This is a genomic window from Pseudomonas sp. MWU13-2100, assembly GCF_023242365.1.
Taxonomy (GTDB): domain Bacteria; phylum Pseudomonadota; class Gammaproteobacteria; order Pseudomonadales; family Pseudomonadaceae; genus Aquipseudomonas.
Genome location: NZ_JALLIX010000008.1, coordinates 159,233 through 184,370, shown reverse-complemented (window position 1 = coordinate 184,370; position 25,138 = coordinate 159,233). Strand labels below are relative to the sequence as shown.

27 protein-coding genes and 2 pseudogenes are annotated in these 25,138 nt (G+C 59.8%); 13 read left to right on the top strand and 16 right to left on the bottom strand.

Translation table 11 applies throughout. From position 1 onward, the window contains the following. Both M5B99_RS08590 and M5B99_RS08585 read left to right on the top strand, forming a co-directional pair. Positions 1-698: pseudogene (locus tag M5B99_RS08590) on the top strand (hypothetical protein); the annotation flags it as partial. Positions 699-1,916: 1,218 nt separating this feature from the next. Beyond that, positions 1,917-2,996, top strand: a complete 1,080-nt coding sequence (locus M5B99_RS08585; RefSeq protein WP_248803623.1) for a Fic family protein — start codon at positions 1,917-1,919, stop codon at positions 2,994-2,996. A 34-nt stretch (positions 2,997-3,030) separates the two neighbouring features. Here the strand turns inward: M5B99_RS08585 and M5B99_RS30185 are convergent, their stop codons facing one another. The 9 genes from M5B99_RS30185 to M5B99_RS08550 form a co-directional block, all read right to left on the bottom strand. Further along, a complete protein-coding gene (locus M5B99_RS30185; RefSeq protein ID WP_412548710.1) occupies positions 3,031-3,216 on the bottom strand; it encodes a hypothetical protein in 186 nt (61 codons plus the stop codon). Positions 3,217-3,228: 12 nt separating this feature from the next. Further along, a complete protein-coding gene (locus M5B99_RS30180; protein ID WP_412548709.1) occupies positions 3,229-3,474 on the bottom strand; it encodes a hypothetical protein in 246 nt (81 codons plus the stop codon). A gap of 39 nt (positions 3,475-3,513) precedes the next feature. Then, positions 3,514-3,762, bottom strand: a complete 249-nt coding sequence (locus M5B99_RS30175) for a flavin reductase family protein (protein ID WP_412548708.1) — start codon at positions 3,760-3,762, stop codon at positions 3,514-3,516. A gap of 13 nt (positions 3,763-3,775) precedes the next feature. Further along, on the bottom strand, positions 3,776-4,348 hold the full coding sequence (locus M5B99_RS08575) for a TetR/AcrR family transcriptional regulator (protein WP_248803621.1): 573 nt from the start codon (positions 4,346-4,348) through the stop codon (positions 3,776-3,778). 109 nt (positions 4,349-4,457) lie between these two features. Continuing rightward, positions 4,458-5,168 (bottom strand): SDR family oxidoreductase, encoded by a 711-nt coding sequence (locus M5B99_RS08570; RefSeq protein ID WP_248803620.1) that lies wholly within the window; start codon positions 5,166-5,168, stop codon positions 4,458-4,460. Continuing rightward, positions 5,155-5,475: a Dabb family protein gene (locus tag M5B99_RS08565; protein WP_248803619.1), complete on the bottom strand. Its 321-nt coding sequence runs from the start codon at positions 5,473-5,475 to the stop codon at positions 5,155-5,157. Before M5B99_RS08565 ends, M5B99_RS08570 begins: the two co-directional genes overlap by 14 nt. Continuing rightward, positions 5,468-6,340, bottom strand: coding sequence for a sugar transporter (locus M5B99_RS08560; protein ID WP_248803618.1), 873 nt, complete (start codon positions 6,338-6,340; stop codon positions 5,468-5,470). Before M5B99_RS08560 ends, M5B99_RS08565 begins: the two co-directional genes overlap by 8 nt. Before the next feature lie 10 nt (positions 6,341-6,350). After that, positions 6,351-6,617, bottom strand: a complete 267-nt coding sequence (locus M5B99_RS08555; RefSeq protein WP_248803617.1) for a hypothetical protein — start codon at positions 6,615-6,617, stop codon at positions 6,351-6,353. After that, positions 6,604-7,041 carry a GH3 auxin-responsive promoter family protein gene (locus tag M5B99_RS08550; RefSeq protein ID WP_248803616.1) on the bottom strand — a complete coding sequence of 146 codons (438 nt, stop codon included), beginning with the start codon at positions 7,039-7,041 and terminating at the stop codon, positions 6,604-6,606. Before M5B99_RS08550 ends, M5B99_RS08555 begins: the two co-directional genes overlap by 14 nt. 314 nt (positions 7,042-7,355) lie before the next feature. Between M5B99_RS08550 and M5B99_RS08545 the strand changes: the two genes are divergently transcribed. The 8 genes from M5B99_RS08545 (at position 7,356) to M5B99_RS08510 (ending at position 14,799) form a co-directional block, all read left to right on the top strand. Next, positions 7,356-8,342, top strand: a complete 987-nt coding sequence (locus tag M5B99_RS08545) for an aldo/keto reductase (protein ID WP_248803615.1) — start codon at positions 7,356-7,358, stop codon at positions 8,340-8,342. A 21-nt stretch (positions 8,343-8,363) separates the two neighbouring features. Next, positions 8,364-9,521: a hypothetical protein gene (locus M5B99_RS08540; protein ID WP_248803614.1), complete on the top strand. Its 1,158-nt coding sequence runs from the start codon at positions 8,364-8,366 to the stop codon at positions 9,519-9,521. A gap of 10 nt (positions 9,522-9,531) precedes the next feature. Next, a complete protein-coding gene (locus tag M5B99_RS08535) occupies positions 9,532-10,911 on the top strand; it encodes an MFS transporter (protein ID WP_248803613.1) in 1,380 nt (459 codons plus the stop codon). 27 nt (positions 10,912-10,938) lie between these two features. Further along, positions 10,939-11,577, top strand: coding sequence for a phytanoyl-CoA dioxygenase family protein (locus tag M5B99_RS08530; RefSeq protein WP_248803612.1), 639 nt, complete (start codon positions 10,939-10,941; stop codon positions 11,575-11,577). Between the two features lie 148 nt (positions 11,578-11,725). Continuing rightward, entirely contained in the window at positions 11,726-12,514 is a 789-nt protein-coding gene (locus M5B99_RS08525; protein ID WP_248803611.1) for a saccharopine dehydrogenase NADP-binding domain-containing protein, read from the top strand. After that, entirely contained in the window at positions 12,505-12,981 is a 477-nt protein-coding gene (locus tag M5B99_RS08520) for a saccharopine dehydrogenase C-terminal domain-containing protein (protein ID WP_248803610.1), read from the top strand. The genes M5B99_RS08525 and M5B99_RS08520 overlap by 10 nt, the downstream gene beginning before the upstream one ends. A 16-nt stretch (positions 12,982-12,997) precedes the next feature. Beyond that, entirely contained in the window at positions 12,998-13,837 is an 840-nt protein-coding gene (locus M5B99_RS08515) for an MFS transporter (protein WP_248803609.1), read from the top strand. Between the two features lie 11 nt (positions 13,838-13,848). Further along, positions 13,849-14,799 (top strand): GlxA family transcriptional regulator, encoded by a 951-nt coding sequence (locus M5B99_RS08510; protein ID WP_412548713.1) that lies wholly within the window; start codon positions 13,849-13,851, stop codon positions 14,797-14,799. Between the two features lie 69 nt (positions 14,800-14,868). Here M5B99_RS08510 and M5B99_RS08505 read toward each other — a convergent pair whose 3' ends face one another. The 3 genes from M5B99_RS08505 to M5B99_RS08495 form a co-directional block, all read right to left on the bottom strand. Continuing rightward, the gene (locus M5B99_RS08505; protein ID WP_248803607.1) at positions 14,869-15,351 is read right to left on the bottom strand and encodes a YybH family protein; all 483 of its coding nucleotides are present in this window, start codon (positions 15,349-15,351) and stop codon (positions 14,869-14,871) included. Between the two features lie 81 nt (positions 15,352-15,432). Continuing rightward, a complete protein-coding gene (locus M5B99_RS08500; protein WP_248796100.1) occupies positions 15,433-16,287 on the bottom strand; it encodes a DJ-1/PfpI family protein in 855 nt (284 codons plus the stop codon). 13 nt (positions 16,288-16,300) lie between these two features. Further along, positions 16,301-17,047, bottom strand: coding sequence for an SDR family oxidoreductase (locus M5B99_RS08495; protein ID WP_248803606.1), 747 nt, complete (start codon positions 17,045-17,047; stop codon positions 16,301-16,303). A 434-nt stretch (positions 17,048-17,481) separates the two neighbouring features. Here M5B99_RS08495 and M5B99_RS08490 point away from each other — a divergent pair, with 434 nt between their 5' ends. Continuing rightward, a complete protein-coding gene (locus tag M5B99_RS08490) occupies positions 17,482-17,721 on the top strand; it encodes a hypothetical protein (protein WP_248796098.1) in 240 nt (79 codons plus the stop codon). Positions 17,722-17,758: 37 nt separating this feature from the next. Here M5B99_RS08490 and M5B99_RS08485 read toward each other — a convergent pair. The 4 genes and pseudogenes from M5B99_RS08485 to M5B99_RS08470 form a co-directional block, all read right to left on the bottom strand. Continuing rightward, positions 17,759-17,980: pseudogene (locus M5B99_RS08485) on the bottom strand (SDR family NAD(P)-dependent oxidoreductase); the annotation flags it as partial. Positions 17,981-18,069: 89 nt separating this feature from the next. Further along, positions 18,070-18,522 carry a winged helix-turn-helix transcriptional regulator gene (locus M5B99_RS08480; protein WP_248803605.1) on the bottom strand — a complete coding sequence of 151 codons (453 nt, stop codon included), beginning with the start codon at positions 18,520-18,522 and terminating at the stop codon, positions 18,070-18,072. Between the two features lie 152 nt (positions 18,523-18,674). After that, the gene (locus M5B99_RS08475; RefSeq protein WP_248803604.1) at positions 18,675-19,310 is read right to left on the bottom strand and encodes a response regulator transcription factor; all 636 of its coding nucleotides are present in this window, start codon (positions 19,308-19,310) and stop codon (positions 18,675-18,677) included. A gap of 37 nt (positions 19,311-19,347) precedes the next feature. After that, positions 19,348-21,156, bottom strand: a complete 1,809-nt coding sequence (locus tag M5B99_RS08470; protein WP_248803603.1) for a PAS domain S-box protein — start codon at positions 21,154-21,156, stop codon at positions 19,348-19,350. Between the two features lie 231 nt (positions 21,157-21,387). Between M5B99_RS08470 and M5B99_RS08465 the strand changes: the two genes are divergently transcribed. Both M5B99_RS08465 and M5B99_RS08460 read left to right on the top strand, forming a co-directional pair. Next, positions 21,388-23,010, top strand: coding sequence for an acyl-CoA synthetase (locus M5B99_RS08465; RefSeq protein ID WP_248803602.1), 1,623 nt, complete (start codon positions 21,388-21,390; stop codon positions 23,008-23,010). A gap of 107 nt (positions 23,011-23,117) precedes the next feature. After that, positions 23,118-24,890, top strand: coding sequence for an acyl-CoA dehydrogenase C-terminal domain-containing protein (locus M5B99_RS08460; protein ID WP_248803601.1), 1,773 nt, complete (start codon positions 23,118-23,120; stop codon positions 24,888-24,890). The last annotated feature ends 248 nt before the right edge of the window (positions 24,891-25,138 follow it).

Below are 25,138 nucleotides of genomic sequence, written 5' to 3'. Positions count from 1 at the left end.
GTTGGTGGGATGAGGTGGCGGCGAAGGTGGGGATTCCGACCTATGGGAAGGTGTTTCACTTTCATCCCATTGGCTTGCTGGGGCATCTATCTACTTTTCGACGGCAGAGCGATCTGATTGTAAGGAAAGGTCAAGTTACTTTTGACGCTGAGGGGAATGATATTCCGAATAGCTCTTATTTTAGCCGACGTTTGCATTGGCCGGGAGGAGCCTCTGGTGTAACGTTAGGGCGTGGTTACGACATGCGCCACAGGACACAGGATGCAGTTTATATGGATCTAATAGCTGCAGGCGTAGATGAGGTTTCTGCCAAGAACTTTTCTCGTGGAGCGGGTCTTTTCGGTCAAATTGCTCGCGATTTTGTGAACGCGAATCGAGAAATATTTGGAGCTGTTTCACAACAAGCGCAGCGCATTCTTTTCGAGGATGTGGTATATCCACGATATGAGATTGCGACTCGACAGCAATACAGTTTAGTTGCAACACCTGGGGTGACTGTATGGGAACAGCTTGATGATCGCGTGAGAGACATAGCAGTTGACCTGACTTATCAACAAGGCAGTATTTGGACAAGGCAAATACCCTATATCTCCGAAAATAATCGAGAGGCATTAGCGCAATATATCAAGGACACTCCGGAATTAGCGCAATACGAACAAGGTAGAAATAGAGCCGGCTACCTGGGAGCTGGGGGTTAAATGATGAAGAATTTTTCATGCCTTGTTGCATTGGTATTTTTTACATCCTCACTTGCGGCCAGTCAAGAGGAGAGAGCATCAAAAACATTTAAGTCCAAGGAGATTGAGAACTCGCCTTCTTCTTTTTCATGGCCTGGTTACTACTTGAAAAAAAGCGAACTATGTACGTCTCCACGTAGCGGAGGTAGTTGCTCCGAGCAATTTAGCGACTGCCTCAAGATTGAGCCAAGGCACCAAGGTTACTTGGTAGAGCTAAGCAGTACGCAGGCGGGCCAACATGTTTGCTTTTTTTCACTCCAGATGGAGGTTTTGGATGGGGCACTTTTTTACAAAACAAAATATGGGAGTGTTCTTGTAGTGCGAAATGGTGAGTCACTGGAAGTTCTCTCGAAAGGGATCGACCCGACAGCTCTTGGCCTAGGCTTTTGTGGGGCGCACGCAGATATTGACGAACTGAAATTTCCGCTGACGAGCAAGTCGAATATTATTTCGGCGTGTGGGAACGCTACGGTCCGATAGTTGAAGACAAGTACAAGGAACGGGTACAGAAGCGCCTGTACGACATCATCGACCGCAACCGCGACGGCAAGATGATGGCGTAAGAATTACAAGCGGCTACCCGCCTGCCGGCCCATGCCCAGTCGATTTCGCCGTTGATTATTCACTGTGAAAGCGAGTGCTACCATGTGGGATGGGTTGGATGAGTTGCTGGGCCATAGCGGTTCGACTCCGAATTTGAATTAGATGCCGCCGCCAGAGCGGTCACTCGCCCGATCAATAGTGGATTGGTAGGCCTACCTGAACGCCAACAATACAAGCGGGAGATTACGTCGATTTTCCATCGTCACTTTAATAGCAGGTGCTCAAGCAATGTTTAAGCTTTTATTGATTGTCTTTTTTCGGCTTCGATTGCCACTGCGGTTGCAAGTGATCGCACCTGCAGCGATATTGGTCTCGAACAAGCCTATCGCCCTATAGAAATACAGGGATTGACGGCGTGCTTCGTCTATACGAAAACAAGTCTTGACTATGAGGAAAAAACATCGAGCGATCCTGATGGTGTAGCTCTCTATTCAGTCTCGAAAGCTGAAGATCCAAGGCTTGTCTATGAGTTTTTGTATGCCTGGACGAAAGGAAAAATCATCACCTTTTTGCCCAATTCAAAGCAAACCAAAAACACACCCATTAACACCCATTCCAAATCCGCACGATTTTTAAATGGGTGTTAATGGGTGTAGTATTGGTTGCATGCTACGTTCAGACACCCTCCAGATCACACCCGAGATCCTCAGGCTGATTGCTCGGATCGATGAATTCAAAGGCGCATGGCGGGCCTTGGGAACGCTTGCGCCTGAGCGCCTTTCGGCGCTTCGGCGGGTTGCAACCATCGAGAGCATCGGCTCATCTACCCGTATCGAGGGCAGCAAGCTGACTGACCGCGAGGTGGAACGCTTGCTTTCCAACCTGGCCATCCAGTCCTTCGATACCCGCGACGAGCAGGAAGTGGCCGGCTACGCGGAACTGATGGATCTGGTGTTCAGCTCGTGGCGGGAGATCCCGTTCAACGAAAACCACATCAAGCAGTTGCATCAGATCCTGCTGCGCCACAGTGAAAAGGACGCACGTCACCGGGGGCAGTACAAGACCAATTCGAACAGCGTCGCCGCATTCGATGAAGACGGGACTCAGATCGGCATCGTCTTCGAGAACGCCACACCGTTTGACACGCCAAGGCTGATGGCCGAATTGGCGTCGTGGGTGAATGACGAACGGGAGAAGGGGCTACTGCACCCCTTGTTGATCATCGCTATCTTTGTTGTGGTGTTTCTGGAAATCCACCCCTTCCAGGATGGCAATGGACGTTTGAGTCGGGTGCTGACGACCCTGCTGCTGATCCAGGCCGGTTACGCCTATGTGCCGTACAGCTCGCTGGAGAGCGTGATCGAGCTGAACAAGGAAGCCTATTACCTGGCGTTGCGCCTGACACAGGGCACCATTCGCATGGACGCGCCCAACTGGCAGCCATGGCTGGTGTTCTTCTTGCGCTCACTGGCCGAACAGGTTCGGCGTCTGGAGAAGAAGGTCGAGCGCGAAAAGATCGTGCTGGCCGCGCTGCCTGAGCTGTCACTGCAAATCGTGGAGTTCGCCCGAGAACACGGGCGCGTCACGATGATGGACGCCATCAAACTGACCGGAGCCAACCGCAACACCCTGAAACAGCACCTCCGCAGCCTGACCGAGCGAAACCATCTGGAGCAGCACGGCAGCGGACGCGGTGTGTGGTACGGGTTGAAGTGACTTGGATCGCCCAGCAGGCGGCCAGCCATAAACCTCAAGACGCTTTCGACAAAGCCCAGAACAGACAGGTTTGGAAACCACCCGCATCCTGGAAAATCTTGGGCTCACCAATGGCGGCACACCCAATTTGGCCGGTTTGCTGCTCTTCGGCCAGGCGCCACAACGTCTGTGCCCGGCGTTCGATATCAAGGCCGTGGCGTTTCCGGGCACGGTGCTGCATGACCGCCACTATCTAGACAGCGAAGACATAGACGGCAACCTGCTGGAGCAGTACCGGCGCAGCCTGGCCTTCATCAAGCGCAACCTGCGCCATGTGCAGCGCCAGCAGGACTTCAATACCCTCGGCCAGCTGGAGGTGCCGGAGGAGGTGTTCGAAGAACTGCTGGTCAATGCCCTGATCCACCGCGACTACTTTGTCAGCGCCTCGATCCGGATCATGATCTTCGCTGATCGCATCGAACTGATCAGCCCCGGGCACCTGCCTGACGTGCTCGATACCGAGAAAATTCGATTCGGCCTATCCAACCGTCCTAAAACGGTCGCTCAGCAGTTGTTGCTCATGGACCAGTACATTGATCGCGAACCCATCCACCGCCAGGAACGCACGGGCGGTGTAGGACTCCTTGCGCAGGCTCCACAGGACCAGGGCCGATTCCAGTGGCATCGAATTGAAGCTGCTGACCGCTAGCCCGGCAGGCGCGCCTCCATCATCCAGGGTTGTGACAACGGTGGGCGAGGGAGATGGAGCTGTCAGACATCGCTGCACACCGCTAAAACGCTCAGCGAATCTGCTTGCCCATGTTAAATCGAAGCAACATCAGCGCCGCATCGCAGGCATCGCCGGCAAAGTGGCTTTTGCTGAAGGCCTGGGCATTCACCGTGGCCCCGTCGAGCAGCATCATGATGTAGGTCGCGAGGGTCTTCGCTGTATCGGGGGTGTGGTGGCGTGCTAATTCGTGCTCTACAAGCGCATGCAGTTTGTGTTTGTAGTCAAGGGCGATCTCCCGGATGTCGGAGTGCTCCGGGTACTCGGCCACCGCGCGGCCGAACAGGCAACCGGCGAAGTTGGTGGAACAGAACCACTGGCCACGCCAATCGAAGATCGAAATGATCTTTTCTTCCAGGCTGGGCTTTTCATCCATACGCGTCTTCAATTGCTCGATCAGATGTGCCGAGCGTTGCGTCAATACGGTTTTGACCAGGTCTTCCTTACCGTTGAAATTACGGTACATCGTCATTCTGGCGACGCCCGATGCTTCGATGATCCAGTCGACACCTACGGGGTGGAAACCGTGCTGGGAAAACAGGCTGGTAGCAGTGTCGACGACATGCTGCTTCTTCGATACGGACAACTCGGAACTCCAGGTTCAAGTAGTTGGGATGGGCGAAAACCGCAACATTATGATATAGACCAGTCTATCTCAGTCTCGATTCAGTGTTTCGCCCATATGTCGCAAAAACTTACGTAAAGCTCACGGTATCCCCGCCGTCTACGGCCAGTACAGTGCCGCTGATCATCGGGTTGGTGGCCAGCAGCAGGGCCGCCGAGGCGATGTCTTCAGGCAGGGCTATGTGTTTGACAGGAAGTGATTGGCTGCGTTGGCGCATTTTCTGTACCAGTGCTTCGGGGTGCATGCCAGTGTCGACAAACCCCGGGGACAGCACATTGACGCGCACCGGCGAGAGTTCGCTGGCCAGCCCGCGGGCAAAGCCTTCGATACCGGCGTTGACCGCGCTGATAAGTGCCGTCTGCGGCCCGGACCGCTGGGCAAAACGCCCCGAGACCAGGGTCAGCGAGCCGTCCTCGTCGAAAGGTGCCAGCCGGGCAATGTGGTACGCCGCCCAGAACTTGCTGTCGAAGATGCGCTGCGCATCCTCCAGCGCGACGCTGCGCACCGGCCCGAACGTCAGCGAGGCGGCGGTGACAATGATGTGCTTCCAGCGCGTGGGCCGGGCAAAAAAGCGCTCCAGTTCGGCCGGCTGCGTGACGTCCAGTGGCACGGTGGCAACATCGGCGCCGATGTCGTGCGCCGCCTGGCTTAGCCGCGCTGCGCTGCGCCCGGCCAGGGTGACCGTGGCACCTTGCTGGTGGAACAGTTTGGCGATGGCAAAGCCGATACCGGCGGAGCCGCCGATGACCAGCACCTGGGTGTTGCGCTCAAGCGTAGGCATGGCTGTCTTCCTCCTGTAGCAAAGGACTTGGGAGCGGGTAATCGAAAATCAACATCTGGCATAACGCACGCAAGCGGGGGCGAAAGCCTGCGTGCAACGGGTGCTCTCGCCAGCTGGGGAGCACGGACTCGTCGGTAAACGTGAGGATAAAACCCTGGTCGTAACCCAGCGAACGGTCGCCGCTGTCGGCAATCACCTCCACCGCGACCAGGCCGGGCACACGGCCGGGAAAGCCGTGCAGCTCCTGCAGCAGCGCCGAGACGGCCGGGGCGTCAGGGCTTTTGAGCAAAACGATGCGCTTATACATGGAGGTTCTCCCATTCAATCAAGTTGCTCAGGCGCGGGCCGCTGTCGAACTCGCACACCACGGTATCGCCGTGGCTTAGGTGGATACCGGCGTCGGCACTGTTGCGATCGGCGCCCATATAGAGGTAGATCAGCGTGCCGGGCAGTCGCAGTGATGGGTGCTGCCACAGGGTGTCGAACAGGTCATCGGCGTCATAACACAGGCAGGAAAGGCCGGTGCTGAAACGCTGTTCCCAGTGCAGGTCGCCCGCGCGGTAGATGGAGGTTGTGCCCCTGATCAGGTCGGGCAGTGGCTGCCAATACAGCAGGTGGGAAATGGCGCTGGGCTGCAACTTGGCGTAGGCCAGGTAGTTGCGCTTGGATTTGGCCAGGGCGATATCGGTAAGGTCGTTGCCGAAGGTGTAGCCGATGTAGTCCGGCTGGCCGTTGTCGGCCACCAGAAACAGCGCCACCACTTCCGCCTCTTCACACGCCGACAGCGCACCGCGACTCATGCGCAGCACGTCGCCGCTGCGCTTGAGCGTGTCGGCAAAGCCCTTGATAAAAAAGGCCGGGCGCTCGTCGCTTTCCAGTGGTTGCGCGACTTTGCTCTGGTGGGTCAAGCCAAAGCCGCACACCACGCCCTGGCGCGGGTCGGGCGGCAGCAGGCAAGGCAGTAGCTCAAAGCCTGCAAGGTCAGTAACCGTCAACGGCGCTGGCGAGTGTTCGCGCAGATACGCCAGCGGCCCACCGGGGAATTCGCGCGCCGGTGTGTCGCGCAACAACGCATACAGGTCGGGCACCGGGTAGAGGCTGTACTGCCCGGCGGTGCTGGGGCTGGTGACATAGCGCTGGCCGTCCCGCACGCATTCAAAAAGGATCGACATGGGCAAGCTCCTAAAGGGTCTTGATTTCAAGCAAGGCGGGTTTGCCGTGGGTTTCCATATAGGCCAGGCAGTCGGCGATCTTTTCTTGAATCGCCGCCGGGGTGTCGGCGCTGCCGGGGCTATAGAGGTCGAAGGTTTTCGCCAGGGCGACGAAATCCACCTCGTTTTCAAGGAAGCTGGTGCCCAGGTTGGACAGGTCGCTGGGCCGCTGGCGCAGGTCGGCAATGCGTTCGGCGTGCTGCTTGGAATTGAGGTAGAGGCGGTTATTGATAGCCAAAAAAGCCCCACATGGCCTGGATTGCGGGCACCCGGTACTGGCGGATCCAGTGCAACGTGTAAGGAATGCGTTTGGACTGGCCGGTGGTGCCGCTGGTCTTGAGCCAGCGCACCACCGGGCTGCAGCTGAGTATCCCGCCTTTTTGCTGGCCTTCACGCACCAGGATTTCGCGGAACCCTTCGTAGGTCATGACCGGGATGTTGGTGCGGGTGATGCGACCGTTGCAGTGGCTGACCTGAAAGCCGTTCTCCTTCCAGAACAGCGATTTCTGGCACACCGAAATGATGTCCTCAAGCACGTGTTGCTGCGTCCTGAGGGGTTTGTCGAGCCTTTCCAAATAGTTCGCTTGCGCTTGGGCGCACTCAGCTTTGAAGGTCGGCACCCTGCGTTCCCAATGGCCGATCCAAGAGTCCATCTTGCCCATGCGTTCGTCCTCGATCACGTGAAAGGAAAGAGAGACTGGTATGTCTCTGTTGTGAGTATTTAGTCTCTCGGATTTTATGTGTCAATATGTTTCTTGCTATTAGATCCAATCATACGGTTTGTATAACGAGATTAATAAAACCTTGTTTTACGTGACCAAGTGACTGTTATTAAAGGGTTTTTAGGTATGCTTCGGGAATGTTATTTCGATACTGAGCCAAAAAATAAATTTTATTTATTGAAATTTTGTGTTGACGGAGAAGCGCTAATTTGAAAATCATGTAGAACGATCAGTATCACAAGGAGGGCGATTCTATGGTTTCCAGGATCACGTTGGGTACTCAAGGGCTGCGTGTTGGCCGCATCGGCCTTGGCTGCATGGGCATGAGCCAGTGGTATGGCGCGACGGATGACAATGAATCGGTGCGCACCCTGCACCGCGCGCTGGAGCTGGGCGTGGACTTCTTCGATTCGGCCGAGGCCTATGGGCCGTTTACCAACGAGCGACTGTTGCAGCGCGCGTTTGCCGGTCGGCGTGAAAAGGTGGTGATCGCCACCAAGTTTGGTTTCCGCATCGTCGACGGCCAGATCGTTGGCGTCGACAGCTCGCAAGGCAATCTGCAAAAGGTCGTCGAGGCCTCCCTCAAACGGCTGGGTACGGACCACATCGATGTGCTGTATCAGCACAGGCTCGATCCCGCTATTCCCATCGAAGAGGTGGTTGGCGCGATGGGGCGCCTGGTTGAGCAGGGCAAGGTCAACTACCTGGGCTTGTGTGAGGTGGGGACAAGCACGATTGAGCGCGCCCATAAAACCCACCCGATATCCGTGGTCCAGGGCGAGTACTCGTTGTGGGAGCGCAATGTCGAACAAGAGATCTTGCCGCTGCTGCACAACCTGGGGATCGGCTACGTTGCGTTTTGCCCCTTGGGTCGCGGTTTTTTGACCGGCAAGGCGGTCAGCGCCGCGCACTACGACGCCAATGACTTCCGCCAGCAGGACCCGCGCTTTCGCGAAGAAAACTTCGCGGCCAATACCTTCCTGACCGAGTCGATTCTGGCCCTGGCCGCCTCCTGGTCGATGACGCCTGCGCAACTGGCGCTGGCCTGGTTGCTGACGCGCAGCCCGCACCTGGCGGTGATCCCCGGCACCAAGCGTGTGGCTTACCTGGAAGAAAACGTAGCCGCCCACGACTGCGTGCTCAGCGATGAGCAGCTTCAGGCGATCGAGGCCTTGCTGGGGCAGTGGGCGGTTGCCGGTGAACGTTACGAGCAGCGAATGATGCAGTTCATCGACCGATAGGCACTGCCAGGGAGGCCAGCCATGCAATCGCACCGCTTGCTCGACGAAACGGAACAGCGCTTTCACCAGAACTTTTTGCAACGTAACGGCAACACGCAGGTGACCTCGTTGCTGACGGTGCCTGGGTGTGTGGGCCCTGTGCAGGCCCGCAAAGCGTTTGCGCAGTTGGTGGCGGAGTACCCGTTTCTGCATCAGAAGATTGTGCCAGTCGGTGACGGCCAGTACGGGTTCGTGCCGGTCGAAAATCACGTGCAGTCGTCGACCTGCACAACACCACCGTCGCGGCGTACCGACGTGTTGCTCAAGCTTGAATTGAACCGTTTGCTGGGGGATCAAGAGGGCTGGCGCGCGTTAGTGGTTGCCGATTCCGAGATCAACCAGACCCATATTCTGCTGACGCGTAACCATGCGATCTCCGACGGCTACAGCACCGCCAGGCTGGTCAACAGCCTGGCCGGTTACCTGGGCGCGATGCCCGCAAGCCTCGATAGCCGGGCGTCGCAGGCGTTCCATATCCGCCTGAAGTATTGGCGCGGGTCACCCCTTGAGACGGGTAAAGCCAGCTACGCCGATTTTGTCCAGTTGCAGGTCAGCCGCCAGGCCGCAGAACGCCTGGATCAACTGCGCGCGGCGTCTGGCTTCACCACCAATGCCATTTGGGGTGGGGTGCTGGCGCACAGTTATCTCAGCTACGCGGATGTGCCGGCGTTCGACTTGTTTACCGCGTATTCACTGCGTGAACCTGCCAGCCATGACCATCCGTTGACCAAGGCCTGCCTGATCGATGTGCGCAAAACCACGTTTTCGCGCCAAAACCCGGGTGTGCTCGGCTGTATTGAGCGCTATGCGCAGGCAGTCGCCGAGGGCCGGGCGCAACTGGGTGCGCCCCCGGCCAGTGCGGCCAACGACAGCCCGCGGCCCGCGCTGGCCTTTACCAATACCGGGCCGCTGGACCGCTTCTTGACTCACCCCGCGCCGGCCGTGCTCGGGTTTTCAACCCTGGTTAACCGCTCCGGCGGCAACTACGACTTCGTCCTGCACCTGGGCAGATTCAATGGCAACTGGCATGCGTCGCTGGCGTTCAGTTCGCTGAAAGTCGAGCGCGCTACGGCATTGGCGTTCAAGGCGCAGATCGAGGCGACCCTGGAGTCGCTGCCGGCTGCGCTTCACACCTCCTGAGGAATTGATAATGGATATTTCCAGCAATAAGAAGTTGACGCTGTTCGCCACCTGTCTTGGCTTTGTGGTGGTGCTGCTCGATGTGAGCGTGGTCAACGTGGCCCTTGAAAGTTTCAAGGCCGAGTTCGCCACCGACGTGCTGCAACTGCAATGGATCGTCAATGCCTACACGCTATTGTTTGCCTCGTTTTTGCTGACCGGCGGTGCATTGGGTGACCGGTTTGGCCACAAGAAAATCTTCCTGTGGGGGTATGCGGTCTTTACCTTGGCCTCGCTCGGCTGCGGTCTGGCGGACACCTTGCCTGCGCTGATCGGCTTTCGCACGCTGCAAGGCATTGGCGCGGCACTGTTGGTGCCCACTTCCCTGGCGCTGGTGCGAATTACCTTTGAGGTGCCCGCCGAACGCAGCAAGGCCATTGCATTGTGGGCGGGCGTTGCCGGCATCGCGCTGGCGGCCGGCCCGGTAGTGGGCGGCTTGCTGATTGGTGTGTTCGGCTGGCGCAGCATCTTTTTCATCAACTTGCCCATTGGCCTGATCGGCATTGTGCTGTGCCTGGCCAATGCGCCACGTATCCCGGCCAACCACAAAGGCGGTTTCGATTTGTGGGGGCAGCTGCTGGCGTTGTTTACCTTGGCCAACTTGACCTACGCGGTGATCGAGTTGGGCCGCCAGAACGGCGTCGATCTTCGCGTTACGGTGCATGCCGTGTGCTTTGTCGGCGGCTTGCTCGGTTTTTTGTGGGTCGAGTCGCGCACTGCCCGGCCGATGGTGCCGCTCACGGTGTTCAACAACGCGGCGTTCAGCCTGGCCTCGATCTTGGGCGTGATCGTGAACTTCGTGTTCTACGGGCTGATTTTCGTGTTCAGCATCTTTTTACAGCAGGTCAATCACTACTCGGTGATCAATACTGGGCTGGCCTTTATCCCCATGACTGGCGTGCTGTTTTTCGGCAATCAGCTGGCTGCCCGCTGGCTGCCCAAGTTGGGTGAGCGACGCCTGCTGGCGCTGGGCCTGGCCATCGCGCTGCTCGGCGTGGTGGCACTGACACCCTTCGTGGGTGGCGCTCCTTACGCCAACATCGCCGTGCAAATGTTTGTGATCGGCTTCGGTATTTCACTCACGGTGCCCACCCTGACCGCCACTGCCGTCAACCACGTCAGCAGCGATAAGTCCGGCGTGGCGTCCGCCATCGTCAATGCCTCGCGCCAAGTGGGTGGCCTGATCGGAGTGGCCATCTTCAGCCTGTTGATCAACGTGACCGATGCAGCCCAGTTCGGCCACGGGTTCGCCCAAGTTATCGCCTTGTCCTCGCTGCTATTGGCCGCGGGCTGGGCGTTGACGCTCGTGTTGTTGCGCAAGCAACCCCTGGCCGCGCAATCGGCCACCTGAAGCAGTGCTCAATAAACCCTGGAAGCAATGGAGATTGAACATGCAAGCAGTCATCAAGACCGAGGCACGCGCTGGGATGAAGTTTCCAGCACCTGCCCGCAGATCAAGGCGCTCAGCCATTCGCCTCAGTTGGCCAGCATTGCTTCGCAACTGGTGGGCGAGGAAGTGCGGTTCTATTCCGACCACGTGTTCGCCAAGAACCCCGAGTCCGAGGCCGGTGGCGACACCCCTTGGCATCAGGACTTTCCCCACCACCCGCTGGATCGGCAGGGCGCGCTGAATATCTGGATTGCATTGGTCGACCTGACGCCGGAGATGGGCACCATGCAGTTTCTCAGCCGCAGCCATCGGGCGGGCATGCTGGGGCGCTACTTCAACCGCCGCGATAACGTGACCTTGCTCGACGAGCATCCTTGGGTGCTGGACGAGTTCGAGATGTCGCCGCCCATTGCACTCAAGGCCGGCGATGCCACGGTGCACGACATGAACGTGATCCATGCGGCCCCCGCCAATAGCTCCAATGTGCCGCGCTGGGTGTATTCCACCCTGTGGCTGCCGGTTTCGGCGCGCTACACCGGCGCCTCGAACCATCGCACCGACCCGCTTAGGCTGACGCTCGACATGCCCATGGAGCACCCCAAGTTTCCCGTTATCCCGACCCGTTGACAGCCGTGTACTCCGACCGGCACTTGCCGGGCGACGGGAGTTCAGTAAAAATCGTTATATGTTGGCGATTGCACGGACCACGCAAGAAGCCAGGGATAGTTTTGAGGCGTATGTACGAGCCCTTGAGGCTCGAGAAGTAGTGGCCTGTTTGATCATTTGCCCGAGCACTCACCCTGAGCAGAGCCAGTACAGCGTAGCCCAGGAAGTTTCCGGCAAAAAGTGGGCATTCATCGGTTTCGGCTCGATCACCAAGGCGACCCTCGGGCTGCTGGTGAGCGCGCGTACATTCGAGCTTTCATCGGTGGTGGTGATCGCGCCGCAGATCGAGCAGCACCAACCCTTTGTTGACCTCGGGGTGAGTTTTATCGATGTGGCGCTCACGCCCGAAAACCTTGGCAGTGTGTTACGCGATGTGGTCCGCCAGGGGGATTTCATCGTCAACCTGTCGGTGAATGTGAGCAGCGCCGACCTGATCCGGTTTGCCCATGCGCACGGCGCGCTGTACCTCGATACCTGCATTGAACCCTGGGCTGGCACCTATAACGAGCCGAGCCTGAGCACCTCGCAGCGTTCCAACTATGCGTTGCGCAACCAGTTGCTGTCGCTTATAAGTGAGCTCGGCCCAGGCCCGACAGCGGTGGTGACCCATGGCGCGAACCCGGGCCTGGTGTCGCACTTCGTCAAATCTGCATTGTTGCAGCTCGCGGCAAAACTCGACGTGAGCGTCCCCGACGGCCAAGAGGGTGTGGCCTGGGGCGAGCTGGCGATGGCACTGAACGTGAAGGTGATCCACATTGCCGAGCGCGATACCCAGCGCTCATCACGCATCAAGACCGACGACGAGTTCGTCAACACCTGGTCCGTCGATGGCTTCGTCAGCGAAGCAGGGCAGCCTGCCGAATTGGGCTGGAGCGCCCCGGCGCCTCGGTGTCAGTGAAAACCTGGACGCCCAACGGCGGCCCCTGCACCGGCCTGCATGAATATGTCGGCAGAGGCTGGAAGCTCCAGGACACCAAGCGGATCATGAACGACGAGATTGCCCCCGGAGGTGTCGACGCACTGGGCGTCTTGCTCATGGGCCACGCCCTGAATGCCTACTGGTACGGCTCAATTCTAAGCATCGACGAGGCGCGCCAGATTGCCCCGTTCAACACCGCTACCAGCCTGCAAGTGGCCGCTGGTGTGTACTCGGGTATCCTCTGGGCCATCGAAAACCCCGACCGTGGAATTGTCGAACCGGAACAGATGGACCACCAACGCGTGCTGGAAACTGCTCTACCCTTCCTTGGCAGCCTCCAAGGCATCCAGACCAACTGGACGCCGCTGGACACCATCAACGCCCTGTTTCACAAGCCCGAAGGTGAGTCGTGCCCGTGGCAGTTCGAACACTTTACGGCGGTTTAACCAAGGTCGGTCACCCATGGAAAGTCCGAGCATCGAAAACACCGACAAACAGCACTGGTTTGCCCTCACCAAGATCAACACCCTCTCGGCACTGTCGCAGATCGTGCAGATCGGCACCGTCACGCCGCTGCTTTCGCTGTCGCTGGAACAGCAAGGCGTGGAGCCGGCCAAGATCGGCGTTATTGTCAGCGCCTCGTGGCTGGCGATCCTGCTGCTGTACAAATGGGTGCCGCGTTTGCTCGCTCATCTGGGGCTGGTCAAGACCAACATCCTCAGTGCGGTGCTGACCATTGGCGCGCTGATCGGCATGACCTTGACCCACCACCTGGTGCTGATTTTTGCGCTGAATTTTGTCCTCGGTATCGGCCTGATCCTGCGCTGGATCGCCTGCGATACCTGGATCGTCGCAGTCGCCTCCAAAGACGAACGCGGCCGCGCGATCGGCGTGCACGAAACCCTCATGGGCCTGGGCATCGCCGTCGGCCCGTTGCTGTTGGTGGTCTTCGGCATCGGCGGCACCCTGCTGCAACTGCCCATCGGCTGGATGGCCGACCGCAGCTCCTACAAAGTCGGCCAATTAGTCTGTGGCTTGATACTGCTGCCAGGCACCCTCGCCATCCCACTCAGCCAGCCGCTTCCCTGGTTGGCGACGCTCATCGTGTTTCTGTGGGGCGGTGCGATCGGCGGCATGAACACCCTGGCCGTGATCGAGCCAGGCCAGCCGCCGCCTCGATCTCATCTCGGCCGCCATCAAACCACTCAAAAAGCCCACCCCGCCCCTGAGCAATTTTTCGCCCCTTACTTGCCATGGCGCTATCCAAGGGTTTCCCGCAAAATACGCCCTCCCGGATTCTGAGTAACCTCATCATGCATCGAGTCGGATTCTTCGTTTGCCATGGCCATGATGCTCTTGATCTTGCCGGCCCCCTTTCGGCGTTCAATCAGGTGCTCACCGCCGCCGGCCATACCCCCTATGACCTCCAGGTCATCTCGCAGGCGGGAGGATCAGTGCTGGGCAATGCCGGCCTTCCGATCGAGACCCAGCCGGTAGGCAGGCGCAGGTTTGACACCGTCCTGTTCATTGGTGGCGATATCGAGCCGATGCGGGCAGCGGAAAACATCGCCGCCGCCAAGAAACTGGGGGCCAAGGCCTCGCGGGTCGGAAGCGTGTGTACGGGAGCGTTTCTGCTGGCGGAAACCGGCTTGCTGGACGGACGCCGGGCAACCACGCACTGGCTGTACGCCGCTCAATTGCAGTCGCGCTTCCCTGGTATCAAGATCGAGGGGAACAGTATCTATATAGCGGACGGACATATCTGGACATCCGCCGGCATCGCCGCCGGCATCGACCTGGCGCTCGCCATGATCGAACGGGATATGGGCGTGGAAGTTGCCCGTGCCACCGCCAGGCTGCTGGTCGTGCCCTATCGTCGACCAGGAGGTCAGTCGCAATTCTCCGCCATGTCACAAATGGAGCCGGAGTCGGATCGCATCCGCATTGCGCTGAATTTTGCCCGGGAACATCTGGCTGAGGCGCTACCTGTCGAGCGACTCGCCGAGGCGGCCAGCTTGAGTCTGCGACAATTCGGACGAGCCTTTCGCCGGGAAACCGGTGAAACGCCAGCCAAGGCGGTCGAGCGCTTGCGCGTTGAAGCGGCGTGCCTGCGCCTGCGCGATGGCAGCGAACCGATCGAACAGATTGCCCTGGCGGTGGGCTTCACCGATCCGGAACGGATGCGCCGGGCCTTCGTCAAACTGCATGGACATCCGCCGCAATCGGTCCGCCGCGAGAGCAGATTGAACGGTGAGCGCGGATAGATCGACGCCCCATCAGCACGCGTAGCGCAGTCAGTGGCCACCCGGGCCACTGCGGTCAGACCCGAGCGCTCAACGAGCGTCAGGTTTCAGCGGACCGTAATCACTCCACATGTCGCGGTGCAGCTTCCAGACACCATCCTGCTTCAGGAAGATCAGGATCTGTTTACCGCGAAACTTGAGCGCTCCACTGTGATCACGGACATCGGCATCCGAAACTTCGGTAACCGCCTGATCGTCACCGTAGAACTCGTAATTGCTGAAAGATACGCTGCCAGGTGGGGAGCCGGCATAGCCCTTGGCGAAGTATTCGCTGATCGCACGGGCTCCGCTGACTCTGTCACCCCCGGGCGGCAAGAGGGCGCCATCTGCCGTATAGAGGCGACCTATCGCCTCATAGTCACCTCGCGCGAAGGCCTGCGCCCATCGCGCATTCTCGGCCTTGATGGCCGCTGCGGGCGGATGCTGCGGGTCACCGGCAGTGGCCGGCAGGGTAAAGGCGAAAAAGGAGAAGCCGACTGCAAGGGCAGCCGCACAAAGACGGATCTGTCGCATCTGATGATTTCCGATATTGGCTTGAATGGAAGAGGGCTGCACCCGACTGGGCAGGTGCAGCCCACATTGCCTGGCAGCGTTTCAACGAACGCCGGGTATTCGTGCGAGCCCTTTGGATGCGCCGGGCAGTTCCTTGTCGACCATCGCGATGACTTCTGGCCGAGCGTCCCTGGGATGACCGGAATGGAACGGTGGAGCGGGGTCATATTCGATCGCCAGTTGCGTGAATTCGGCGGCCTGTTGACCACGCAACTTCGCGGCAACACGAAGCGCGAAGTCGATGCCCGCCGTCACGCCGCCGCCGCTCATGAACCGGCCGTTGTCGTCTTCTACGAAGCGATCCGGAACAGCGATAGCTCCGTACTCGGTCAGCTTGTTGACAAAGGCCCAATGGCAGGCGCTGCGCTTGCCCTTGAGAATGCCCGTGGCGGCGAGCACCAGCGAGCCATTGCAGACCGACGTAATATGCTTGGCGCTTTCCGCCAGACGCCGGATCTGTGCCTGGTACTCCGGCCGCATCGGCGCCGACAAGTCAGAACCGCCAGGGACCAGGAGCAAGTCGGTCCTTTCAATGTCGGCCAGTCGCTCAGTGTTGCCATACACGACCCCGAATTCGAGGGTCACGTTGCCGCCATTGAGGCTCGCATAACGAACCTTGGTATTCGGTAGCCGGTGAAAAATCTCGCTGGGGCCGGCGAAATCGAGCAGCGTGCCGCCGTCGTAATTCACGATCAAGATATTCAGCGGTTCGTTCGCGGCCAGTTCTCCACCGCTGCCGGCCTGCGCGAGAGCCGGAGCGACACGGCCAAGCAGGGCTCCGCCGCCGAGGATGGAGCCGAGGGTGACGATGCCGCCGAACTTGAGCACATCGCGGCGGGAACTCCCCGAGCTGAGCGGGCGCTCACCGGTGGCGTTGTTTTCGCTATTGTCGGTCACGATAACTTCTCCTTTAAAGTTGCGAGGCTCCGCCATCGACTACCAGTTCGGTGCCGACCACATAGGAAGATTCGTCGCTGGCGAGATAGAGCGCGGCGTAGGCAATGTCCTCGGCCTTGCCCATGTGGCCCAGCGGAACCGCCTGGGCGAACTCGGCCTTACGCTCGCGAACCCACTCATCGGACATCCCCCACTTGCTGATCAGGGGCGTGTCCATCGCGCCGGGCGCAATCGCGTTGAAGCGGATTTTCCGGTCAAGGAACTCGTAGGACCAACTGCGGGCCAGTGATCGCACGGCCGCCTTCGCCGCGGCGGTCAGGGAGATGCCATGCTTGCCGGTCTGCGCGACGAAGGATGTGTTGAGAATGACCGAAGCGCCCTCGCGCAAGTCCGGCAGCACCGCCTGAAGCGTGACCACCACGCCCTTGACGTTGATGTCCATGATCTCGTCGTAGAGGTCGTCGTCGATGGCGTTGAGTGGCGAGGGGAATGCTCGACCGGCGTTGGCAAACACGACATCCAGAGCGCCGAAGCGCTCTTTCACCTCGGCGGCAATCGCCCGCATATCCTTGAGCGAACGCACGTCGCCCTGGAGCACCAGCGCGGTCTCGCCCAGTTCGGCCCGCACACGCTCGAATACGGTAACATCGCGACCGGTCACCGCGACCCGCGCGCCCTCTGCAATGAAGAGCCTGGCGGTGGCGAGACCGATGCCACTGGTACCGCCGGTGATCAAAACCGATTTGTTCCTGAGCCTCATCTTCTGTCCCCTTCTCTGCCTCGTGATTGACCAGGCCGAAAGGTCATGGCGTCATCACGGTTATGCGCATGTCTGCGCTCGATTTCCTGGGCAAATTATGGAAACAGCCCGCTGATGGCGTAAAGGTCGTATAACCCTCAAAAAACGCCACAAGCTGGCAGACAAACCGATAGAGATCCTTACGCCGAGGTGCGCCAGATCATGAGATGGCCAAGGTGCTGAAAGCATTGTTGCAACGCTTACACAGCGTGGGGTCGAGGCTGAGTGAGGGGGCGTTGTATCCCAGGGACCAGCGCCTTGCGCGGACAGGCGATCGGTTATCAGATCGAGCTCAAATGGGTGTTACAGTGGCGTGTAATTGCGAAAGATTTTCCAATTTTCATTCCGCATTAAAAATCAATATTAACCATTAAATTCAATCGGTTAAGGAAGACATGCCACAAGAAAGGCTCGACCTGTTACGACTTCCAAAACCTATCCGGGATCCCGTCAGCGACCTGGTACGGGCCTTCAATGCCGCCAGCACCATTGCGGACGTGGAGGCTGAAAGGGCCATTCAGATTGAATGGATCGGCGGCCTGGAAAGTGCCAAGCGCTTGCGGCCAGCCGATATCGAAGCGCTCTACATCATCTTTGACGATGCCGTGGAGGCGAAGCTGGCACAGTTGCGATGAATTTTAATCATCGAGTTTGACCAAGCTCTTGAAGATGAGTTGACCCCCAACTATTGATCGAACCGCCCGGGCCCATCAGCGGCAACGCCTTCTGGACCGTGAAGATCGTGCCCTTCACATTGGTGTCGAAGGTTTCGTCAATGTGCTCGGCGCTGATCTCGCCGAGCACAAGCTGGCTTCCTGTCCCGGAATTGGCGAAGACGATGTCGAGGGTTCCGCGCTCGGCCCTCACCGCCGCGTAGAGTCGGCCGAGGTCGGCCACAACGGCGTCGAGCGCGACGCTTTACCCTAGCAGGAGGCTGAAGCACCGCTGAGTCGAACGCCCCTCGCATTCGCGACAGGGCGTGCTCACTCCGCGCTTTCAGGAAAGATACATCCGCCATTGCGGACCAGCGTCTTCACCTCTTCGCTCACCTGCAAGGGGCTTTGACCTAATCGGGCAATGAACTCCTCGCGGCGCAGCACGTACGACTTCGAATCGTGCTTCGCGCTCCAAAGGACGATATTGAGCACGATGGGAATGAGGTCCAGGCCCTTCTCGGTCAGCCTGTAGAAGTCCTTGCGCCCGTCGTCGGGGCTGGGCGCCCTCGAGAGAATCCCTTGCTCCTCAAGAAAGGCAAGGCGGGAAGCAAGGACATTGGTCGCGATTCTCTCTTCCGATTTCAGGAACTCGCCATACGTCTTCTTGCCCACAAAAACGATGTCGCGAATGATCAAGAGCGACCACCGGTCGCCGAAGATCTCCACGCCATAGTTCACTGCGCAATGGGACCGAATCTCTTTTTTAGACGTCGTTTTCATGGCTGGATATTAACATCGCTTGCATGTTGCAAGTAAACTTCAATTGATAATTTGCTTTCTACAAGTAATGTGGTCGACATGGATTGAACGCAATGATGACCGTCCACGCATCAATGCTCAGCTCTGTAATGAACGCAGGGAGCACTGACCGCTCAACGCAACTTCAACGGATCCACCAACCCCACCGCAATCACCATCCCCACCAGATCCGGGAGGTTCTGCGCCTCCATGCGCTTCATGACCCTGGAGCGATACAGGTCGATGGTTTTCACGCTGACCCCCAACTGCTCGGCGATTTCCCGGTTGGCGTAACCCTGCACCAGCGGCAGCAGCACATCACGCTCTCGCGGGGTCAGGCTGTCCAGCCGGGCCTGGACCCGCGCCTGCCCTTCGCTCAGCGTCTGGCTGTCATCGGCCCGGCTCAAGGCCTGTTGCACGCTGTCGAGCAGCAGCTGTTCGTTATAGGGTTTTTCGATAAAGTCGTGGGCACCGGCCTTGAACGCCCGCACCACGATCGGCACATCGGCATGGCCACTGACAAAGATCACCGGCAAACGGATCTCCCGCGCTTTCATCTCTTCCTGCACATTCAAACCGCCCATGCCCGGCATGCGCACATCCAGCAGCACACAGGCATTGAGCCGGGTATCGCAGGCCTCGAGAAAGTCCCGCCCACTGGTGAATGGCAGCGCCTTGAGACCGACCGACTCCAGCAACCAGACCGTCGAGTCGAGCATGCCCTGGTCATCGTCAACCACATAGACCAGCTGCTGCGCCACACTCACCATTGCGTTACTCCTGTTGTTATTTTTTTAGACCGGTACATTATTGCGCCGGCAAATAGCAGCGCATCCGCAGACCGCCGGCCATGGGTTGCGCCTGCAACTCACCACCGAAACCTTCGATGATGCTGCGACTCATTGACAACCCCAGGCCCAGACCGTTGGCCTTGCTGGTGTAGAACGGGGTGAAGATCTGCTCCAGCTGCGCCGGGGAAACACCGGGGCCCTGATCGCTGACACTCACCTCCACACCACCATCAGCGCCGCGCTCGGCCGCCAGGATGATCCGCGATACCTGCCGTGGATGCACCTCGCGGTTGGCATCGACGGCGTTGCGCAACAGATTGAGCAACACCTGCTCCAGCAGCACCCGGTCGGCATAAATCGGCGGCAGATTATCCGGCAGGCGCTCCTCGATCGTCACCTGGCAGGCATTGGCTTCCCAGGCACACAAGCGCACCGTGTCACGAGCCACTTCGCTGATATCCAGGGCCTGCATGCGCCGCCGCCCCTTGCGCAGAAACGCGCGCAGACGCTTGATCACCTCGGACGCATGATTGGCATGCACGGCGATCCGCTCCAGGCCCTGGGCCACCCGTTCCACGGCCTGTGGGTTGCTGTCCAATGCCTGCAAATAGCGCTGGCTGGCACTGGCGTAATTGACCACCGCCGCCAAGGGCTGATTCATCTCGTGGGCAATCCCCGAGGCCAGCTCGCCCAGGGTCACCAGCCGTGCGGTGTGGGCCAGTTCATCCTGGTGGTGACGCTGCTGGGCTTCGCGCAATTCGCGCTCGCTCTGGTCGTGAGCGACCAGCGAGTAGAAACGTTCGCCGCTGGCCGAACGATGCGCCAGCAGCATCAACGACACCGGCACCGAGGTTCCACCATCGAGGGGTTGCAGACGGGCCTCGATGCTCCAGCGACCATCCCGTTCGGCGCGACTCCAACCCTCGCGCTGCAAGGCCGCCAACGCATCGGCGGCCAGAAACTCGCCCAGGCTCGGCATCGCCGACAGCTCGCCGAGCTTGAGGGTGCGCCGGGCCGCCGGGTTGAGATAAGTGACATGCCCACTGGGCTCGATGAACAACACCGGGTCAGGGTTGGCCTCCACCACCTCGGCCAACCGGTGCTTGTTTTCCTCGGCCTGAACCCGGGCAGTGATATCCCGCGACACACTGACCACCTCGACCACCGACCCGGTGTAGGTTTCGCGAATCGCCCGGCAGGCGGTCTCGAACCAACGATAGTGACCATCGCGATGGCGGATGCGATAGGTCATGGTGTGATAACCGTCCTGCTCCAGGGCGTCACGGGCCCGGTGCGTCAGTCCGGCCAGATCCTGCGGATGGAACAGCTCGCGGGCCAGGCGACCGCGCAACTCTTCGGGCCAGTAACCGAGCAAGGTCGAGGACGCCGGGGACGCATCGAGAAAACAGCCGTCGGGGGTATGCCGGGAAATCAGGTCGGTAGTGTTTTCGGTGATCAACCGATAAAGCCGCCTGGCCGTGGCCGATTCGCGTTCGGCGAGGATCTGCGCGGTGGCTTCGCGACAGCGCGCCAGCACGCGATTTTCCTGCGGGTCGGGGATAAAGGTCCAGATCAGGATCCGTTGCTCGAACTGCGCCTCGACGCCTTCGATGGCCCGTTGCTGGTCCAGGCAGGCGCGCACCAGCGGCAGGTGATTGACCGGCAACAAGCTCAGCGCATCGGCCAGCGGCAGTTGTTCGAGCAATGCCAGCAACGCCCTGTTGAGTTCCAGCGGTCGGGCCCGGGCATCGAGCAGCAGGCTCGGTTGCGGGTCATGCTCGAGCAACGACAAGCCCTGCCGCCGGCTGATGGAGGTGGAATTCATCGCGATCCCTGTCTGGAGAAAGGTCGGGCTGGTAGCGACTTCACGGGCAGCGCAACCGTCATGATTTGAGCCTTGAAATCACTATAGTAGATATACTATACAACTCAGGTAGTACTTCCATATCCATCCGCAAACATTATATAAAAGACCCCGGATAAGTCATCGAGGGGGTCGGTAAAGACCGAGCGCCTCGGACATAGAGCTAATAATCAGCCACCGGGTACCCAAACCATGTCCATCTACGAGCAAGGCCTCGCGCCAACTGCCGTCAATCATATTGCCCTGTCTCCACTCAGTTTTATCGAGCGTACTGCCAAGGTCTACCCCGACTACCCCGCCGTGATCCACGGCTCGATCCGCCGCACCTGGGCCCAGACCTACGCGCGCTGCCGGCGCCTGGCCTCGGCGCTGGCCGGGCGCGGCATCGGCCGCAACGACACGGTGGCGGTGATGCTGCCGAACATCCCGGCGATGCTCGAAGCCCACTTCGGCGTGCCGATGATCGGCGCGGTGCTCAACGCCCTCAACGTGCGCCTGGATGCCGAAGCCATTGCCTTCATGCTCGCCCATGGCGAAGCCAAGGTGCTGATCGCCGACCGCGAGTTCCATGACGTGGTGCAGGCCGCCGTCGGCATGCTCGACCACCCGCCGCTGGTGATCGATGTCGATGACCCGGAATACGGCGAAGGCCAGGCCGTCAGCGACCTGGACTACGAGGCGTTGCTGGCCGAGGGCGATCCGGCCTATGACTGGCATTGGCCGCAGGACGAATGGCAGGCCATCGCCCTGAACTACACCTCCGGCACCACCGGCAACCCCAAGGGCGTGGTCTATCACCATCGCGGCGCCTATCTCAGCTCCCTCGGCAACCAGATGATCTGGAGCATGGGCAACCACCCGGTGTACCTCTGGACCTTGCCGATGTTCCACTGCAACGGCTGGTGCTACCCCTGGGTCGTGACCGCGATGGCCGGGGTGCATGTGTTCCTGCGCCGGGTCGACCCGCAGAAGATCCTCAACCTGATCCGCGAACACCAGATCACCCACCTGAGCGGCGCGCCGATCGTGCTCAACGCCCTGGTCAACATGCCCGAGTCGGCCAAGGCCGCGATCGATCACCCGGTCAACGCCCTGGTCGCCGGCGCGGCGCCACCGGCCAAGGTGATTGGCGCCGTGGAGGCCATGGGCATCAAGGTCACCCACGTCTACGGCCTGACCGAGGTCTATGGCCCGGTGACCATCTGCGCCTGGCACGAGGCCTGGGATGAGCTGCCGCTGGAAGAGCGCGCGCAGGTCAAGGCGCGCCAGGGCGTGCGCTACCAGACCCTGGAAGGACTGATGGTGGCCGATCCGAAAACCCTCGAGCCGGTCCCCGCCGATGGCCAGACCATCGGCGAAATCTTCATGCGCGGCAACACGGTGATGAAGGGTTATCTGAAAAACCCCAGTGCCACGGCCGAAGCCTTCGACGGCGGCTGGTTCCACACCGGCGACCTGGCGGTGACCCATCCGGACGGTTACGTGGAGATCCGCGACCGGCTCAAGGACATCATCATCTCGGGCGGCGAGAACATCTCCACCATCGAACTCGAAGGCGTGCTCTATCGCCACCCGGCAGTACTCGAGGCCGCGGTAGTGGCCCGCCCGGATGAAAAATGGGGGGAGACGCCATGCGCCTTCATCACCCTCAAGGCCCATCACCCGGACGTGCGTGAAGCCGAGATCATCGCCTTCTGTCGTGAGCACCTGGCCGGTTTCAAAGTTCCGCGAACCGTGATCTTCACCCAACTGCCCAAGACTTCGACCGGCAAGATCCAGAAGTTCGTCCTGCGCGATATGGCGAAAAACCTCTAGCCTTTGCCTATCCACCCCGGGCGTTGCCGACGCCCGGGGTGACGCGCATTGCCCATGGCGCGGCCACGGCCGCGTCTCCATCCCCTATTTGCAGGATGTTCAACGCCATGCCCGAGTTCAACGCCCCCCTGCGCGACATGCGCTTCGTATTACATGAGGTCTTCAACGCCAGCCAACTCTGGGCCCGCCTGCCGGCCCTGGCCGAGACGGTCGATGCTGAGACCGCCGACGCGATTCTTGAAGAGGCGGCCAAGGTCACCGGCAATCTGATCGCCCCCCTCAACCGTAGCGGCGACGAAGAAGGCGCCCAGTGGCACGGTGGCCAGGTCAGCACCCCGAAAGGCTTCAAGGACGCCTATGCCACCTATCTCGAAGGCGGCTGGGTCGGCCTCAGCGGTAACCCGCGGTTCGGCGGCATGGGGATGCCGAAGATGCTCGCCGTGCAATTCGAAGAAATGCTCTACGGCGCCAACTCCAGTTTCGCCCTGTATTCGGCGCTGACTTCCGGCGCCTGCCTGGCCATCGACGCCCATGCCAGCGAGGCGTTGAAAGAGCGCTTTCTGCCACTGATGTACGAGGGCCGCTGGGCCGGCTCCATGTGCCTGACCGAAGCCCATGCCGGCACCGACCTGGGCCTGATCCGCACCCGCGCCGAACCCCAGGCCGACGGCAGCTACCGCATCAGCGGCAGCAAGATTTTTATCACCGGCGGCGAACAGGACCTGACCGAGAACATCATCCACCTGGTGCTGGCCAAGCTGCCGGATGCACCGCCGGGTCCCAAAGGCATCTCGCTGTTCCTGGTGCCGAAGATCCTCGTCGATGCCGAAGGCAGCCTCGGCGCCGCCAACGCCGTCAGCTGCGGCTCGATCGAACACAAGATGGGCATCAAGGCTTCCGCCACCTGCGTGATGAACTTCGACGGCGCCAGCGGCTGGCTGATCGGCGAAGCCAACAAGGGCCTGGCGGCGATGTTCACCATGATGAACTACGAGCGCCTGTCCATCGGTATCCAGGGTATCGGTTGCGCCGAAGCGTCCTACCAGAACGCCCGGACCTACGCCCGCGAACGTATTCAAAGCCGCGCCCCGAGCGGGGCGGTGGCCAAGGACAAAATCGCCGACCCGATCATCGTCCACCCCGACGTGCGGCGCATGCTGCTCAGCATGAAGGCCATGACCGAAGGCGGCCGCGCGTTCGCCAGCTATGTCGGCCAGCAACTGGACCTGGCCAAGTTCTCCGATCAGCCTGATGAACGGCACAACGCCGAAGCCCTGGTCGCTCTGCTGACCCCGGTGGCCAAGGCATTTTTCACCGATACCGGACTGGACAGCTGCATCCACGGCCAACAAATCTTCGGCGGCCACGGCTATATCCGTGAGTGGGGCCAGGAACAGCTGGTGCGGGACGTGCGCATCGCGCAGATCTACGAAGGCACCAACGGCATCCAGGCCCTCGACCTGCTGGGCCGCAAGGTCGTCGGAAACGGTGGTGTCGCCCTGCGCCTGTTCACCGCCGAGATCCGCGACTACGCCGCACAGCCCGGCGTAGCCTACGCCGACGATCTGCTGGACGCGGTGCAACGCCTGGAGAACCTCAGCGACTGGCTGCAAGAGCAGGCTGTGACCAACCCCAACACCATCGGCAGTGCCTGCGTCGAATACCTGCACCTGTTGGGCTATGTCGCCTACGCCTATCTCTGGGCACGCATGGACCGGGTCGCGCAGGACAAGCACGACGAGGACCCTGGATTTTATGGAGCGAAACGGGCAACCGCGCAGTTCTATTTCAGCCGGTTGCTGCCGCGTATCCTGAGTCTGGAGCAGAGCATTCGCGCGGGTAGCGCGTCGTTGTTCGGGCTGGAGGCCGAGCAGTTCTAAGCCGATGCCTTGATTCCGGGGATCGGAGTCTTGCGACGGTCTCAAGAGTAGCGACTATTCCTGAACCCGGGCGGCGGCGTCAGCTTTCGACCGGGTAGGAGCGCAACCGTCAGGACAGGCTTATGCCGTAAAGGTTTATCGTGGCTCACACTCCAGGCAAGAACACCTGTAAAAGTTTCATAATTTTCCACTCGCCATACTCCCTCACATTTTGTTACATTCACGGAAATAACCACGGAGAACTCCCA

Bases quoted from the DNA above. Each gene is read 5' to 3' on its own strand.
- M5B99_RS08510 (WP_412548713.1), top strand. From the start codon at position 13,849: ATGCATCGAGTCGGATTCTTCGTTTGCCATGGCCATGATGCTCTTGAT.
- M5B99_RS08515 (WP_248803609.1), top strand. From the start codon at position 12,998: ATGGAAAGTCCGAGCATCGAAAACACCGACAAACAGCACTGGTTTGCC.
- M5B99_RS08570 (WP_248803620.1), bottom strand. From the start codon at position 5,168: ATGCCTACGCTTGAGCGCAACACCCAGGTGCTGGTCATCGGCGGCTCC.
- M5B99_RS08550 (WP_248803616.1), bottom strand. From the start codon at position 7,041: ATGGGCAAGATGGACTCTTGGATCGGCCATTGGGAACGCAGGGTGCCG.
- M5B99_RS08585 (WP_248803623.1), top strand. From the start codon at position 1,917: ATGGGTGTTAATGGGTGTAGTATTGGTTGCATGCTACGTTCAGACACC.
- M5B99_RS08560 (WP_248803618.1), bottom strand. From the start codon at position 6,340: ATGTCGATCCTTTTTGAATGCGTGCGGGACGGCCAGCGCTATGTCACC.
- M5B99_RS08540 (WP_248803614.1), top strand. From the start codon at position 8,364: ATGCAATCGCACCGCTTGCTCGACGAAACGGAACAGCGCTTTCACCAG.
- M5B99_RS08470 (WP_248803603.1), bottom strand. From the start codon at position 21,156: ATGAATTCCACCTCCATCAGCCGGCGGCAGGGCTTGTCGTTGCTCGAG.
- M5B99_RS08490 (WP_248796098.1), top strand. From the start codon at position 17,482: ATGCCACAAGAAAGGCTCGACCTGTTACGACTTCCAAAACCTATCCGG.
- M5B99_RS08465 (WP_248803602.1), top strand. From the start codon at position 21,388: ATGTCCATCTACGAGCAAGGCCTCGCGCCAACTGCCGTCAATCATATT.
- M5B99_RS08480 (WP_248803605.1), bottom strand. From the start codon at position 18,522: ATGAAAACGACGTCTAAAAAAGAGATTCGGTCCCATTGCGCAGTGAAC.
- M5B99_RS30185 (WP_412548710.1), bottom strand. From the start codon at position 3,216: ATGCAGCACCGTGCCCGGAAACGCCACGGCCTTGATATCGAACGCCGG.
- M5B99_RS08535 (WP_248803613.1), top strand. From the start codon at position 9,532: ATGGATATTTCCAGCAATAAGAAGTTGACGCTGTTCGCCACCTGTCTT.
- M5B99_RS08460 (WP_248803601.1), top strand. From the start codon at position 23,118: ATGCCCGAGTTCAACGCCCCCCTGCGCGACATGCGCTTCGTATTACAT.
- M5B99_RS08545 (WP_248803615.1), top strand. From the start codon at position 7,356: ATGGTTTCCAGGATCACGTTGGGTACTCAAGGGCTGCGTGTTGGCCGC.
- M5B99_RS08495 (WP_248803606.1), bottom strand. From the start codon at position 17,047: ATGAGGCTCAGGAACAAATCGGTTTTGATCACCGGCGGTACCAGTGGC.
- M5B99_RS08530 (WP_248803612.1), top strand. From the start codon at position 10,939: ATGGAGATTGAACATGCAAGCAGTCATCAAGACCGAGGCACGCGCTGG.
- M5B99_RS08475 (WP_248803604.1), bottom strand. From the start codon at position 19,310: ATGGTGAGTGTGGCGCAGCAGCTGGTCTATGTGGTTGACGATGACCAG.
- M5B99_RS08565 (WP_248803619.1), bottom strand. From the start codon at position 5,475: ATGTATAAGCGCATCGTTTTGCTCAAAAGCCCTGACGCCCCGGCCGTC.
- M5B99_RS08505 (WP_248803607.1), bottom strand. From the start codon at position 15,351: ATGCGACAGATCCGTCTTTGTGCGGCTGCCCTTGCAGTCGGCTTCTCC.